The sequence below is a fragment of the Cuneatibacter sp. NSJ-177 genome (genome assembly GCF_022867805.1).
Classification (GTDB): Bacteria; Bacillota; Clostridia; order Lachnospirales; family Lachnospiraceae; genus Pseudolachnospira.
Genome location: NZ_JALIFO010000001.1, coordinates 55,373 through 69,967 on the forward strand (window position 1 = coordinate 55,373; position 14,595 = coordinate 69,967).

Consider the following 14,595-nt stretch of genomic DNA (forward strand, 5'->3'; position numbering starts at 1 on the left):
CGGGTGAAAAAATGATTTTGAACAAAACAGATGGGCAGGTTTCTATAGGAATTCCGCTCAGCCGGATTTTTGTTCCGGCCGTATGATTAGACGGATGGAAACCTGTATTCGACAGAAAACTTCCCTGGCGCCGGATACGGAAAAGTTCATTGGTTGGAACCGGACGGAAGACTTTCCAATAGAAGGCAGGGGAGGGAAAATGAAAGCCCCAGAAAGCGGCAGAAGCTCAGAATCTTTCGTTTTTTCGATAAATTTTGTCCTTTATATAAGAATATATATTTGACTTTTTTTGCCCTTCGTATATAATGAAATGTGGATAGTTTTTGGTAGGAACTATATATCACTAGGAGGAATAAACCTATGGCAAGAAAAATGAAAACCATGGATGGCAACAACGCCGCGTCACATGTTTCATACGCATACACTGACGTTGCTGCGATCTACCCCATTACTCCCTCTTCTGTAATGGCAGAAGTTGCGGATCAGTGGGCGACCGAAGGGAGAAAAAATATCTTCGGTCAGGAAGTTAAGATTGTAGAAATGCAGTCGGAAGCAGGCGCGGCCGGAGCTGTTCACGGTTCCCTGTCCGCTGGCGCTCTGACGACGACCTACACGGCGTCCCAGGGCCTTCTGCTGATGATTCCCAATATGTACAAGATCGCCGGTGAGCAGCTTCCCTGCGTGATCGATGTATCTGCCCGTGCGCTTGCCAGCCATGCCCTGTCGATCTTTGGCGATCATTCGGATGTCTATGCCTGCCGTCAGACTGGCTTTGCAATGCTCTGTGAATCCAGCGTGCAGGAGGTTATGGATCTGACCGCAGTGGCTCACTGCGCCGCGATCAAAGGCCGCGTACCGGTACTGAACTTCTTCGATGGCTTCCGCACCTCCCATGAGCTGCAGAAGATCGAGGTTTGGGACTACGATGATTTGGACGAGCTGGTGGACCATGATGCCATCGACGCATTCCGCAAGCACGCTCTGAATCCGGAGCACCCCTGCCAGAGAGGTTCGGCTCAGAACCCGGATATCTTCTTCCAGGCCAGAGAGGCATGCAATCCTTACTATGACGCATTCCCGGCCGTAGTGGAAGAGTACATGAATAAAGTAAACGCCAAGATTGGCACGGATTATAAGCTGTTCAACTATCACGGCGCTCCGGATGCTGAGCACGTGATCATTGCCATGGGTTCTGTATGTGAGACGATTGACGAGACGGTTGAGTACATGAACGCGGCCGGAAAGAAAGTCGGCGTGATCAAGGTTCGCCTGTACCGTCCTTTCAGCGCACAGCACCTGATCGATGCGATCCCGGAGACCGTAAAGCAGATCAGCGTTCTGGACAGAACCAAAGAGCCCGGCTCTCTGGGCGAGCCGCTGTACCTGGATGTTGTAGCCGCTCTGAAGGATTCCAAGTTCCACAATGTGCCGGTATTCACCGGACGTTACGGCCTGGGCTCCAAGGACACGACTCCCGGACAGATCATTTCCGTATTCAACAACAGCGAGAAGAAGAGATTCACCATCGGCATCGTGGACGATGTGACGAACCTGTCCCTTCCGATCGGCGAGGATCCGGTTACCACGCCGGCTTCTACGATTTCCTGTAAGTTCTGGGGTCTGGGTGCGGACGGTACCGTCGGCGCCAACAAGAACTCCATTAAGATCATCGGCGACCATACCGATATGTATGCACAGGCTTACTTTGAGTATGATTCCAAGAAGTCCGGCGGACTGACGATCTCTCACCTGCGTTTTGGCAAGGATCCGATCAAATCCACCTACTTCATCTCCAAATCCAACTTCACGGCCTGCCACAACCCGTCTTATGTCAGCAAGTACGACATGGTTCAGGAAGTGGTGGACGGCGGCAGCTTCCTGCTGAACTGCCCTTGGGATATGGAAGGCCTGGAGAAGCATCTGCCTGGCCAGATGAAGCGCTACATCGCAGAGCACAACATTAAATTCTATACGATCGACGGCATCAAGCTCGGCAAGGAGATCGGACTGGGCGGAAGAATCAACACGATTCTGCAGTCTGCTTTCTTTGTCATTTCCGGCGTGATTCCGAAAGATGATGCGATCAAATACATGAAGGAAGCCGCGACCAAGACCTATGGCAGAAAGGGCGAGAAGATCGTCAAGATGAACCATGACGCCATCGACGCCGGCGCGACCAACTTTGTAGAGGTTCAGGTTCCGGAGAGCTGGAAGACGGCCGGGGATGTGGAACTGATCGAGAAGGTGGACGGAGAACGCAAGGATGTCGTAGACTTCGTCAACAACGTTCAGAAGCAGATCAATGCTCACAACGGCCAGAATCTGCCTGTTTCCGCTTTCACCGAGTACGTGGACGGCTCCACTCCGTCCGGCGCGGCCGCCTATGAAAAGCGCGGTATTGCCGTGGACGTTCCGACCTGGAATCCGACCAATTGTATTCAGTGTAATTTCTGCTCCTATGTCTGCCCGCACGCTGTCATCCGTCCGATCGCGCTGACCGACGAGGAAGCGAAGAATGCGCCGGAAGGCATGAAGCTGGTTCCGATGACCGGTATGCCTGGCTATCAGTTTGCCATGACGGTTTCCGCGATGGATTGTACCGGATGCGGCTCCTGTGCAAACGTATGCCCTGGCAAGAAGGGCGAGAAGGCTCTGACCATGACTTCTCTGGAAGCCAATGTAAACGAGCAGAAGGTATTCGACTGGGCCCAGAAACTTCCGGAGAAGGAAGCGGTTGCCGCTAAGTTCAAACCCACCACGGTAAAGGGCAGCCAGTTCAAACAGCCTCTGCTGGAGTACTCCGGAGCCTGCGCAGGCTGCGGCGAGACCCCTTATGCGAAGCTGATGACTCAGCTGTTCGGCGACAGAGCATACATTGCCAACGCGACCGGATGCTCCTCGATCTGGGGCAACTCCTCGCCGTCCACTCCTTACACGGTTGACAAGAAGGGCCATGGCCCGGCTTGGTCCAACTCTCTGTTCGAGGATAACGCGGAGTTTGGTCTTGGCATGCAGCTGGCTCAGTCCACGATCCGGAACGGCCTGAAGGACAAACTCACGAAGATCCTGGCCGGCGCCGGCGAGGGCGAAGTGAAGACCGCCATCGAGAATTACCTGGCTACCTATGAGAACGGCACCGAGAACGCTGCGGCCACCACTGCTTTGATTGCGGCTCTGACGGCCTGCGGCTGTGAGGCGTCGAAGGAAATTCTGAAGGATAAAGAATTCCTGAGCAAGAAATCCCAGTGGATCCTCGGCGGCGACGGCTGGGCTTATGATATCGGCTTCGGCGGCGTGGACCACGCTCTGGCCAGCGGCCGTGACATCAATATCCTGGTATTCGATACCGAAGTGTACTCCAACACCGGCGGACAGGCTTCCAAGGCGACCAACGTGGGCGCAGTGGCTCAGTTTGCAGCCGGCGGCAAGGATGTGAAGCAGAAAGACCTGGCGGCGATTGCGATGAGCTACGGTTATGTCTATGTGGCTCAGGTGGCGATGGGCGCAGATTACAATCAGACCATCAAGGCGTTCGTGGAAGCGGAAAGCTACAACGGACCTTCCCTGATCATTGCCTATGCTCCTTGTATCACTCACGGTATCAAGGCCGGCATGAGCAAGGCTCAGACCGAGGAAAAGAACGCGGTTGCAGCCGGATATTGGCACAACTTCCGTTTCGACCCTCGCCGTGCGGACGCAGGCGAGAATCCGTTCCAGCTGGACAGCAAAGAGCCGACCGGCAGCTATCAGGATTTCCTGAAAGGCGAAGTTCGTTACACTTCCCTGGCGCTGAAGAATCCGGAGAGAGCCGAGAAGCTGTTCGAGCAGGCGGAGGCCAATGCGAAGGCGAAGTACGAGCATCTGAAAAAACTGGAAGAGGTTTACAGCAAATAAAAGAAATTGCTGAAAAGAGGAGGCAGGGGCGATGGCGTCTGTCTTCTCTGGGACAGTCAGTGGATAAGGGGCGCACCTTGGTGCGCCCCTTTGCCGTTTCGGAAGAACGGCAGGACATATAAAAATGAGGAGGATTCAAATGGTATACGAAAACAACGAAGGAGAATATGGAAAATATATTATTCAAAATTTGCAGGACCCCTGTGCGGGAACTCTGGAATTTCAGGAAATGTATAAGCGCTTTTCCCACCGGATTTTGTGGATCGACGATAAGGTGTGTCCTGGAGCTTTCCAGATGAACACCGCCTGGTATTACGCGGTTCCGGAGAAAGATCCGGTGTTTGAGGAGCATGTCCACGAGTATGATGAGTTGATTGGCTTTTTCGGCAGCGATCCGGAGGATCCTTATGAGCTTCACGCGGAGCTGGAAGTTACGATCAACGGGGAGTCCCACCGGATCACCAGGAGCAGCCTGATTTTTTGTCCCGCAGGCATGCCTCATATGCGGATGAGCATCAAGCGGGTGGACCGTCCGATTTTCCATTTCTCTGTGGTGACCGGTCCGGAATATAAAGGCGGCGCCTATGGAGACGAAGACAAAGCATGAGCCGGGAAGACAAGACGGAAGAACTGTTCCGTCAGGGCTTTGCCTGCGCTCAGTCTGTTTTTACCGCGTTTGCAGACCGGTACGGTTTTGATCCCGCCACTGCGCTGAAGCTTTCCTGCGCGTTGGGAGGAGGAGTCGGACGGATGAGAGAGATCTGCGGCGCGGTTACCGGCATGGCTCTGGTCTGCGGCTTGGAGAGCGGAAATACGGAACCGGGAAACCAGGAGGCGAAAGACAGAAATTATACCGAGATGCGAAGACTCGCGGAGCGCTTTGAAGCGGAGGCAGGGAGTCTTCTCTGCCGGGAGCTCTTGGGGCTTCCGGAGGGAGAGCGCGGGGGAAAACCGGCGGAGCGGAATGAGGCTTACTATGCCGGACGCCCCTGCGTGCAGCTGGTAAGACTGGCGGCTCGGATTTTGGAAGATACATACGGAGATTCGTGAAAAGGACGCCAGAGCAGTAGATTTACCCAGGAAAAAGGCGGATGCTACGGAACGTAGCAAAAATCTGCGGTTTGCAAACCAAGGTTGCTTGCCGAATGTACGCTGCGTTGCTATTCTGAAACCATCAATCCGTAGGAGGAAATCATTATGTTATCGGAAAAATTAAAAGCTCTTCGCAGACAGACCAAGATGTCCCAGGAACAGTTGGCGGAAAAACTGAATGTATCCAGGCAGGCCGTCACAAAGTGGGAGACCGGAGCCGGCGTCCCGGATCTCGACAATCTCTGCGCGATCTCCGCCCTGTTCCAAATCTCCCTGGACGAACTCCTGGATAATGAGGGAACAGCATCCTCAAAACAGGATTTTTTGTTTGACAGTGTGACCGAGTATGATATTGACTGTGAGAAAAGTTTTGATGTCAATCTGGCGGGAGCCAGACAGGTTGTATTGGAAGGATATGAAGGGGAAAAAGTTCAGGTTCGCCTGGCGTCCGACCAGATTCCGGAGATCCGTTCGCTGTGTAAAGTGAAGATCGATGATGTCAAGCAAAGAATCGATATCGATGTGCACCGCACGGAGCCGGTGACGGAGACCAAGGCAAAGGAAGCCATCTACGTGTTTCTCCGTTTTCCGCAGAAATATACGAAGCGGATCGAACTTGCCGGAAATACGGAGCGGCTGAACATCCGGAATCTCGCAGCGGAAAATATTGAGTTTTCCGGAAAAGCTTCTTTCGTTTTTCTGCAAGGAAATTCCGGCCATCTGGAACTAAACTGCAATGAGGATCTGGAAATCCGCTGGGAGAGCTGGAACGGCCGCCTGGATCTCAATCAGATTTCCGCCACGTCAAAACTCTGCGTCCCGGCAGGACTGTTGTTTGCTACGAAAAAAAGAGGGATTGCCAACCACATTCTCTTTGAGAGGGACGGAAAGTCCACAGAGGACTTTTCGGTCCAGGGCGGCGAGGCGAGGGAATGCGAAAATATCATTGAGCTGAATGGAATGAAGAGTGAACTGGTCATCTTTTCCAAACCGGCGGAACTTTCGCTTTCCGGGGCTTGAATAGGAACGCTTCTGTGGGAAGGAGAATATAAAAATAAGAAGGCGCCGAGACAGCGGGAAAAGCGGTCTTGGCAGGAAAGGGGGAGCGAAGGGGCTGAAAAACCTGCCGGGTGCCCGGCAGGAGGGAAAGACGAGCACTTTCCGATGGCCCGCGGGACGGAAGACTGGGAAAAGCATTGGGACCATCCGGCGCGGGCAGGAAACGCCATAGAAGAAGGGGAAAGCGGAATGGAAAAGCTTCCTTGAAATTACGGAGAGGAAACCAGTTGAGAGGAGGAGAATCTATGATAACCTTTTTTGTTTGTCTGGCGCTTTTGATCGTCGGATACCTTGTTTACGGCGCGATTGTCGAGAAGGTGTTCCACCCGGATGAAAGGCAGACCCCCTGTGTGGCTCACCCCGACGGTGTGGACTACGTTCCGATGAAACCTTGGAGGTCTTTCCTGATCCAGCTTTTAAATATCGCAGGACTGGGGCCGATTTTCGGCGCACTGTCCGGCGCAATCTGGGGCCCTTCGGTCTATCTCTGGATTGTATTCGGCACCATTTTTGCCGGCGGAGTTCATGACTACCTGAGCGGGATGCTCTCGGAGCGGAACAATGGAGCCAGTATTTCGGAAATTGTCGGAATCTATCTGGGGCCGGTCATGAAAACCGTCATGCGGATTTTCTCTGTTGTTTTGCTGGTGATGGTCGGCGTGGTCTTCATGGTGGGGCCGGCCGGTCTTCTGGCTTTGCTGACGCCCGGATGGATGAGCGTCAAGTTCTGGACGATTGTGGTGCTGATCTATTACTTCCTGGCGACCCTGCTTCCGATTGATAAAATCATCGGGAAACTATATCCGATTTTCGGCGTGTGCCTGATCGTCATGGCTCTGGGCATCGCGGGATCCACGGTCCTGCACAATGGAACGCGTCCCATGCTGGAGCTGACGCTGCAAAATCTCCATCCGGACGGAAAACCGATTTGGCCGCTGATGTTTATCACGGTAGCCTGCGGCGCGATTTCCGGTTTTCACGCAACTCAGTCGCCGATGATTGCCCGCTGCATCACGCAGGAAAAACAGGGAAGAAAGATCTTCTACGGCGCAATGGTGGCAGAAGGTGTGATTGCTTTGATCTGGGCCTCGGCGGGAGTTGCTTTTTATTACACAGCCGGAGACGGAATGGCGGCGCTTAACGCGGCCGGCGGCGGAAACTCTACGGTAGTCTATCAGATGTCCATGGATCTTTTGGGGCCCATCGGCGGGGTGTTAGCTATGATCGGCGTGATTGCCTGCCCGATTACCTCCGGGGACACCGCTTTTCGAAGCGCGCGCTTGACTTTGGCGGACTGGTTTCAGATTGACCAGAAGAGCACGAAGAAACGTCTGTTTCTCTCGATTCCCCTGCTGGGGATCGGTTATTTGATCTCTCTGGTGGACTATCAGGTGATCTGGAGATATTTTTCCTGGTCCAATCAGACTTTGGCCATGATCGCCTTGTGGGCCGGTGCCGTCTATCTTTGCCGGTTTGTCAATAAAAAGGCCAGTTTCATGGCGGCCTTACCGGCTACCTTTATGTCGGCGGTCAGCATGACTTATATTTTGTACGCGGAAGAAGGACTGAATTTTGGCAGCAAGGGGATGACAAATACCGCCTACGTGATCGGAATCGTGTTTGCGGTGGCTTGTCTGGCTCTGTTTTTATTCCGCTGCGTCTGCAAGAAAGAAGAGTTGAAGACCGAGGGCTAAAGCTTAGGAGAACTTCCGGCTTGCTTTCATAATTCACCAATGAATGCAAAAAAATTTAAATCCCAGAGGGTGTCACAAAAAAGGAGGTCTTCCAGGCATAAATTGCTTGGGAGCTCTCCTTTTTTATCATTCCGCTTGTCATTGAAAATGGATCGTGTCGTCCGATCAGAAAATAGGGCGCAGGCTAAACTTCATGTGGAAAATACGCTGTTTGTTGAATCGCCGCAAACGGTGCTTTCTGCGCCGGTTCTTCCATCCGGGATCAGTCGGATAGGATGGAAAGCGCCTTGGATGCGGAGATATGCTTTCGCTCAAAGCCGGCCGCTTTTACCGGATCCCCTTGCAGCAAGGATTCCAAAATCTGAAGATGCTCGTTGCGGACCCGGTCGACTTCATTGTTGAAAAGGGCCATGTACCAAAAGCGCTGAGACTTGTAAATCAGTTCCTGGCAGAAATGCACTAAGTGGGGATTCTCGCAAAGTTGGATCAAGGAAGTGTGAAACTGCAAGTCCGCCTGCAAAAAGGTGATGTAGGTATCTTTGGTCTGTTCCACCAGCTCCAATTCCTGCCACTCTTTTCGGAGAGCGGTCAGCATTTCTTTATGTTTTTTGATATCTCCCAGGGAGATATTGCTGATGATGTGGATCTCGATCAGGGAACGGGCGTCGTAAACGTATTCCAGATCCTTGAGGGAAATCCGGGACACGATCGTCTTTTTTCTGGGGATGACCGTGATATAGTTTTCGTATTGCAGCTCCAGAAGCGCTTCACGAACCGGCGTTTTGCTGATATTCAGCTTGGCGGCAATATCATTGATATTGATGGAGGAGCCTGGCGGCATTGCGCAGGTAATAATCTGTTCTTTTAGGTAATTCAGCGCAATGATTTTACTGTCTTGACTGCTGGCCAATTAGATTCCTCCTTTCTTACTGTCACGTTTTAGGATTTCTCTGATAAGAGTATCTTATTTTTTCTAGGAAGTCAAGAAAAAAATGTAAGAAAAACAAACATAGGAAAATGTGAAATATCACAAGTTGAATAGAATCAATAAAGAAAAATAAAAACAGAAATAGAAAAATAGAAAAGGCCAAGAAGAAAACCACGAATAACCCTGTAAAAAAGTAATAAAATTAATATTAATAAAAAGATATTAATGTTTTACGGAATAGATAAGAAAATGATTGACAAAATATTGGACCAATGATAAAGTACAGATAAACCCAAGGGTAAAATTTACAAAACTATGATATATCACAAAAACTAAAAAAAGGGAACAAAACTTAAAACATGTTTTAAGAAAATGAAGGCTATGCAAAAAAGAATAGCGGAACAGAAATGAAAGCGGTATGGAAGAAATGTGGTTTTCCAAGATAGCGGCGGCATCGGCCGCCGGATGGCAGACTGATTTCCGGGAGACAAAGAAACTGCCAAACAGGCAGATGCGATGGCAAGGAAGGGAGGAAGTGGAATGGAGTATATTCAGGTAAAAGGGATTGAACGGCCGTTTTCCAAGTTGGTAATGGGGACTGCATGGTTTCACCCGGACCAGGAAGATGTGATCGATGAGATGATGGGCGCTTACATCGAAGCTGGCGGAAATGTGATTGACTGCGGGCGGTACTATGGCGTCGGCGCCTGTGCGGAAAAGCTGCTGAAGCGTTGGCTGGACCGCTCCGGATGCCGGGATCAAGTGATCATCATCGATAAAGCGGGGCATCCCATTATTACGCCGGATGAGGAACATCATCCTCAGTATTGGAGAGTGAAACCGGACTTGATTACCGAAGACTTGTACTATGGATTGTTTCATACCGGATGCGACTATTTCGATTTGTACGAAATGCACCGGGATGATCCCAGTGTGCCGGTGGGTGAATTAATGGACCGGTTGGAGGAACATCGGAAAGAAGGCCTGATCAAAGCCTACGGGGTATCGAATTGGGAGCTTCCCAGGGTGGAAGAGGCGATGGCTTACTGCGAGAAAAAAGGATATCAGGGGCTTGTCGCCAACAACCCTTCCTTCTCTCTGGCAAAGGTAACGGCGCCCCGACGTCCAGGCACGGTCCATATGGATGAAGACCAAGTAAAGTGGCACGAGAAGCATCCGGAGGTTGCCCTGATTTCCTGGGCTTCCCAGGCGGCCGGTTTCTTTGTGGAAGGCCTGTACCGGAGGGACGGAAGCGCGCCTCAGTGGATTCAGGACGTATATTTTACGGATGAAAACTTTGAGCGGATGGAGCGGGCCAAGAAATTGGCGAGAAAGAAAGGCGTAGAGTCGGTCAATATTGCGCTGGCCTATGTACTCTGCCGGGATTTCCCGGTGGCGGCTGTGATCGGCAGCAGAAATACAAAAGAATTGAATTCCTGCGTCGGTGCAATGGATATCAAACTGACTCAGGCAGAGCTGGATTATCTGTGCTGCCGGAGAGAAGATGACGGAGAATCCAGGTAAGGCCTAACAGGGAAGTACGCCGGGCGGTTCGGTGAGCAAGATCCATGAGCGGCACATATTTTTCAAAAAACGCCCGGCTCATAGCGATAAAAAACAGGAGGAGAATGAGTATGTTGAACAAAAAAAGACTGGCAGCCATGACAATGTCGGCGGTTATGGCGGTTTCCTTGCTTGCAGGGTGCGGAAGCGGAGACACAGGAACGACGGCAGGAGGAACCACAGCAGCGCCTGCGGCGACAACGGCTGCGCCGGCGGAAACAGAAAAAACGGAATCGGGCAGCACGGCGGCTTCCGCTGATACGACCACGGCGGGAAGCGCCGCGTCCTATGATCTGGACCAGGTGAATACGAAAAATTATGTCCTGGCTCACAGCGGATCTCCGGGTTCTACCAACGATTATTATGGAGAACAATTTGCCAATCTGGTGAAAGAAAAAAGCGGCGGAAAGATGACCATTGATATCTACAACGCTTCCCAGCTCGGCTCCGACACGTCGGCGGCTGCGGATGTGCAGGCCGGCGCGATCGACTTTCAGATTACCTCCCCAGCTGCCATTCCAAACGTGGTTCCGGAGTCGGCCGTATTTGATATGCCGTTCCTGTTCAACACAGTGGAAGATGCACGTAAAGTGCTGCTGAACCAAGAGTTCTTTGATGATATGTCGGATGCCTTTGCCAAACAGAAGCTGAAACTTTTCCCGTTTACGGATCAGGGCTTCCGCTCCATTACCACCAACACGGAGATCACCGGAATCGAGAGCTTTAACGGGATGACGCTCCGGACCATGAATAACCCGCATCACATTGCCTGGTTTACTGCTTTGGGAGTGGCGGCCACCCCGCTGAACACCTCGGAGATTTATCTTGCTCTTCAGCAGGGGATGCTGAGCGGACAGGAAAACCCCTGGAGCCAGGCATACGACAAGGGGCTGTACGATGTTCAGAAATACATCACCAACAGCAACCATGTTCTTTATGTGGGATGTATGTACACCGGCACTGATATGTGGGCGAACCTGACGGAAACCGAACAGCAGATTTTCTGGGATGCGGCTACGGAGTGTGTTGAGATTGTACAAAAGCACACGGATTCCTATGAGAACGAGATGCTGGATAAGTTAATCAAAGAATGCGGCATGACTTTTGTGGACTTTGATCAGATTCCCGGACTGCGGGATGCTTTGAAAGAGAAAACCTTTGATGTGGCTTATAAGAGTATCAGCGAAGCAATCGGAAAAGATCTGTTGGATCAGTTCCTGACTGCCGCCGGTTACGGAGATCAGATTCCGCAGTAAACAGCGATGCTGTGATTGATCGTAATGAGAGCCGGGCCTTTGTTCCCTTTTGGAGCAAGGGCCCGGAGAAGGTGAGGAGGTTACATGAAAGTAATTCGATGGTTGGACAAATATATGGAGGCAGTATTTATTGCAGCCGGCCTGGTGGTGATGGTGGCGGTGATGACGGCTCAGATTTTTTATAGAAAGTTCTTTGGCGCTTCCATTATCTGGTCGGAGGAATTGTGCCGCCACATTTTTATCTGTTCCGCCTGCTGGGGGCTGGCCTATTCCATCCGCCACCGGATGGCGATCAAGTTCGATATGATCGTAAATTTTTTTTCAGAGCGAGGACGGCATATCTTTGAAATCATTTCCAATGCAATCGTATTTGTGTTCTTTGTCTACATGTTCCGGGCATCCTGGAACGTGGTGGTGTCCATGAGAACGACCAAGGCCACGTCGCTGCCTTATAATCTGGACGTCCTGTATTTTGTATCCTTGATCGGCTTTGTCCTTTCCGCCCTCCGGGCCCTCCAGATGATTGTGGTGGACATCAGGGAAATGCGGTTGGAACAGGGTCAAAATAAAAAAGAAGGGGCGGTGTAAAAATGGCGGCAGCAATGTTCATTTGTCTGGTAGTGCTACTGATCCTGACGGTTCCGGTCGGCGTAATCCTTTTGATTATTTCGGCGGTGCCAAGCTTGATGGGAACCTTTGCAGTCAATCCGGAGTATATCTTCCGGAATGTTATTGAAGCGTTCAACAATACAACGCTTCTGGCAATCCCGCTGTTTATTCTGTCCGGCGTCATCATGGCCCGCGGTCAGATCTCGAAAAAGCTGTACGATGTGTTCGCCTATTTTATCGGCAACCTGCCGGGCGGCCTTCCCAGCGCAGTTGTGGTCACCTGCCTGTTCTACGGGGCGATCTCCGGCTCCGGCCCGGCGACCACGGCGGCGGTCGGCTCCATGACAATCCCGCTTTTGGTCAGTTTAGGATATGATCTTACGTTCTGCGCAGCTCTGGTTGCGGTGGCAGGCGGCCTGGGCGTTATCATCCCGCCGAGCATTCCGTTTGTCATGTACTGCAACAGCAGCGGCGCGCCGGTAGGCGATATGTTCTTAGCCGGAATTGTGCCGGGCTGCCTGATTGGAGGACTGCTGATTGCCTATGCGGTGCTGTACTGCAAACGGAAAGGGGAAGACAAAGAGAAAATCCGCGCCAAGGTCTCGGAACTTCGGCGGCTTGGATTTTGGAAGGTCTTCCGGAACAGTTTTTGGGCGCTTCTCAGCCCGGTTATCGTGCTGGGTGGAATTTACTCCGGTTTTGTCACTCCGACCGAGGCTGCTTGCTTGTCCGTGGTGTACTCTTTGATCATCAGTCTGTTTGTCTACCGCTCCCTGCCCTGGAAAGATATCATTCCTTCCCTGGTGGAAAGCGTCGGCACAGTGGCCTCCTGCCTGATCATCACCGGTTCGGCAGCGATTTTCGCCAAAGTGATAACGCTGCTGCGGATTCCTCAGTCGGTGGCGGAGATGCTGGGAGGGATCGCCTCCAACAAGGTCCTCTTATTGCTGCTGATCAATGCGGTCCTGCTGGTGGTTGGCATGCTCTTAGATACCGGCGCGGCGGTCCTGATTATGACTCCGATTCTCCTGCCGCTTGTGACTGCCGTGGGAATCACTCCGATCCATTTTGGCGTGATCATGATTGTAAACCTGGCAATCGGATTTGTGACTCCCCCGGTCGGCATGAACCTTTATGTAGCGTCTTCCCTGACAGGAATCAAGCCAATGGCCATCGCCAAAAAAGCGGTGCCGCAGCTTTTGATGTTCTTTGTAGCGTTGATGCTGATCACATTTGTACAGGGAATCAGCCTGTTTTTGATATCATAAGGAAGAAAGTGAGGCAGACATGGAACGGTTGACGAAACCGATTGTGATCGGAACCGTGGGAAGCGGCTATGGAGCCTTCCTGCACGTAAACGGTTATCTGAATGCGGGAGGGATCCCGATTCGCCTGAAAACCCTCTGCGCCAGAAACCGGGAAAAAGCGGAACGGTTTCAGAGACGTTACGGGTATGAACAGGTTTGTACGGATTTTGAGGAACTGCTTTTGGATCCGGAGATTGATGTGATTGATTTGAGCGTTCCTCCGGCATTACATATTCCTTTTTCCATCCGCGCTTTGAAAGCCGGAAAGCACATCATCTGTGAAAAACCGGTGACCGGCTATTTCGGTGATCCGGAGGCGAAAGACATCGGGAAGACCATGAAAAAGTCGGAAATGTGGAGAGAGGTTCAAAAAAGCCTGGAGGAGCTGAAACAGGCTGTGGACGCCAGCGAGTGCAAATTTATGTATGCGGAGAATTTCATTTACGCAACGCCGGTCCAAAAGGCGGCGGAGATTCTTCGGGCTAAGAAAAGCAAAATTGTGCTGATGACCGGTGAAGAAACCATCGTGGGTTCCAGCTCCCCACTGGCCGGAAAATGGCGCCATTTCGGGGGCGGAAGCTTGATGCGGAACGGAATTCATCCGCTGACCGGCATGCTCTATCTGAAACAGGTGGAGGCCAAGGCCAGAGGAGAAGCGATCACGGTGAAAAGCGTTACGGCGGACTGCGGAAGACAGACGGCCTGTCTGTCGGAGGATGAGCTTTCCTACATCAATGCCCGCCCGGAAGATGTGGAAGACGTGGCCATGGTGACGGTTACTTTTTCCGACGGAACCAAGTGCATGACCATCTGCTCCGACGCGGTGCTGGGCGGTTCCAGAAATTATATCAATGTTTACAGTAATGATACGACCATGATGTGCAATCTGACTCCTACGGACCTGCTCAATACCTATGCGATGGATGAAAAAGGCTTGGAAGAAGTGGGCTGGGGAGAACTGGTCACCTCTAAAACCGGATGGAATAAGGTTTTTGTGTCGGATGAAGTGGTTCGTGGCTATACCGGTGAGATGAAGTCTTTCCTGGAATCGGTAGCCTACGGCCGGGAGCCGGAAACGGGATTTGAACTGGCCTATGAGGCGATCCGGGTTGTCTATGCCGCTTACCAGTCCGCGGAAGAAGGCCGCAGGATTGATTTTTAACGCCGGACGGCAGACAGAAACGAGAGGAGCG

Annotated in this window: 11 protein-coding genes; 10 read left to right on the forward strand and 1 reads right to left on the reverse strand. The window is 51.8% G+C overall.

Annotation, left to right across the window (positions count from 1 at the left end; translation table 11 throughout):
* Positions 1 to 360: 360 nt before the first annotated feature.
* The 5 genes from nifJ to MUB23_RS00230 all read left to right on the forward strand — a co-directional run bounded on the left by nifJ (position 361) and on the right by MUB23_RS00230 (position 7,739).
* On the forward strand, positions 361 to 3,894 hold the full coding sequence (nifJ, locus tag MUB23_RS00210; RefSeq protein ID WP_244798171.1) for a pyruvate:ferredoxin (flavodoxin) oxidoreductase: 3,534 nt from the start codon (positions 361 to 363) through the stop codon (positions 3,892 to 3,894).
* Positions 3,895 to 4,033: 139 nt separating this feature from the next.
* Positions 4,034 to 4,501, forward strand: a complete 468-nt coding sequence (locus MUB23_RS00215) for a hypothetical protein (protein ID WP_244798172.1) — start codon at positions 4,034 to 4,036, stop codon at positions 4,499 to 4,501.
* Positions 4,498 to 4,944, forward strand: a complete 447-nt coding sequence (locus MUB23_RS00220; protein WP_244798173.1) for a C-GCAxxG-C-C family protein — start codon at positions 4,498 to 4,500, stop codon at positions 4,942 to 4,944. The genes MUB23_RS00215 and MUB23_RS00220 overlap by 4 nt, the downstream gene beginning before the upstream one ends.
* A gap of 147 nt (positions 4,945 to 5,091) precedes the next feature.
* Complete coding sequence (locus tag MUB23_RS00225) at positions 5,092 to 6,006, forward strand: helix-turn-helix domain-containing protein (protein ID WP_244798174.1); 915 nt, start codon at positions 5,092 to 5,094, stop codon at positions 6,004 to 6,006.
* 284 nt (positions 6,007 to 6,290) lie between these two features.
* On the forward strand, positions 6,291 to 7,739 hold the full coding sequence (locus tag MUB23_RS00230; RefSeq protein WP_244798175.1) for a carbon starvation CstA family protein: 1,449 nt from the start codon (positions 6,291 to 6,293) through the stop codon (positions 7,737 to 7,739).
* 262 nt (positions 7,740 to 8,001) lie between these two features.
* Here MUB23_RS00230 and MUB23_RS00235 read toward each other — a convergent pair whose 3' ends face one another.
* A complete protein-coding gene (locus tag MUB23_RS00235) occupies positions 8,002 to 8,649 on the reverse strand; it encodes a GntR family transcriptional regulator (RefSeq protein WP_244798176.1) in 648 nt (215 codons plus the stop codon).
* Between the two features lie 558 nt (positions 8,650 to 9,207).
* On the opposite strand from MUB23_RS00235, the gene MUB23_RS00240 reads away from it, so the two are divergent.
* From MUB23_RS00240 to MUB23_RS00260, 5 genes are all read left to right on the forward strand, one after another.
* On the forward strand, positions 9,208 to 10,191 hold the full coding sequence (locus MUB23_RS00240; protein ID WP_244798177.1) for an aldo/keto reductase: 984 nt from the start codon (positions 9,208 to 9,210) through the stop codon (positions 10,189 to 10,191).
* A 110-nt stretch (positions 10,192 to 10,301) separates the two neighbouring features.
* Positions 10,302 to 11,486, forward strand: coding sequence for a TRAP transporter substrate-binding protein (locus MUB23_RS00245; protein ID WP_244798178.1), 1,185 nt, complete (start codon positions 10,302 to 10,304; stop codon positions 11,484 to 11,486).
* An 84-nt stretch (positions 11,487 to 11,570) separates the two neighbouring features.
* The gene (locus MUB23_RS00250) at positions 11,571 to 12,074 is read left to right on the forward strand and encodes a TRAP transporter small permease (RefSeq protein ID WP_244798179.1); all 504 of its coding nucleotides are present in this window, start codon (positions 11,571 to 11,573) and stop codon (positions 12,072 to 12,074) included.
* Between the two features lie 2 nt (positions 12,075 to 12,076).
* Positions 12,077 to 13,363: a TRAP transporter large permease gene (locus MUB23_RS00255; RefSeq protein WP_244798180.1), complete on the forward strand. Its 1,287-nt coding sequence runs from the start codon at positions 12,077 to 12,079 to the stop codon at positions 13,361 to 13,363.
* A gap of 19 nt (positions 13,364 to 13,382) precedes the next feature.
* Positions 13,383 to 14,564, forward strand: coding sequence for a Gfo/Idh/MocA family protein (locus MUB23_RS00260; RefSeq protein WP_244798181.1), 1,182 nt, complete (start codon positions 13,383 to 13,385; stop codon positions 14,562 to 14,564).
* Positions 14,565 to 14,595 lie beyond the last annotated feature (31 nt).

What these genes read in the sequence shown, in the direction of transcription:
- MUB23_RS00245 (WP_244798178.1), top strand. Translation starts at nt 10,302, where the DNA reads ATGTTGAACAAAAAAAGACTGGCAGCCATGACAATGTCGGCGGTTATG.
- MUB23_RS00255 (WP_244798180.1), top strand. Translation starts at nt 12,077, where the DNA reads ATGGCGGCAGCAATGTTCATTTGTCTGGTAGTGCTACTGATCCTGACG.
- MUB23_RS00240 (WP_244798177.1), top strand. Translation starts at nt 9,208, where the DNA reads ATGGAGTATATTCAGGTAAAAGGGATTGAACGGCCGTTTTCCAAGTTG.
- MUB23_RS00250 (WP_244798179.1), top strand. Translation starts at nt 11,571, where the DNA reads ATGAAAGTAATTCGATGGTTGGACAAATATATGGAGGCAGTATTTATT.
- MUB23_RS00220 (WP_244798173.1), top strand. Translation starts at nt 4,498, where the DNA reads ATGAGCCGGGAAGACAAGACGGAAGAACTGTTCCGTCAGGGCTTTGCC.
- MUB23_RS00260 (WP_244798181.1), top strand. Translation starts at nt 13,383, where the DNA reads ATGGAACGGTTGACGAAACCGATTGTGATCGGAACCGTGGGAAGCGGC.
- nifJ (WP_244798171.1), top strand. Translation starts at nt 361, where the DNA reads ATGGCAAGAAAAATGAAAACCATGGATGGCAACAACGCCGCGTCACAT.
- MUB23_RS00230 (WP_244798175.1), top strand. Translation starts at nt 6,291, where the DNA reads ATGATAACCTTTTTTGTTTGTCTGGCGCTTTTGATCGTCGGATACCTT.
- MUB23_RS00215 (WP_244798172.1), top strand. Translation starts at nt 4,034, where the DNA reads ATGGTATACGAAAACAACGAAGGAGAATATGGAAAATATATTATTCAA.
- MUB23_RS00225 (WP_244798174.1), top strand. Translation starts at nt 5,092, where the DNA reads ATGTTATCGGAAAAATTAAAAGCTCTTCGCAGACAGACCAAGATGTCC.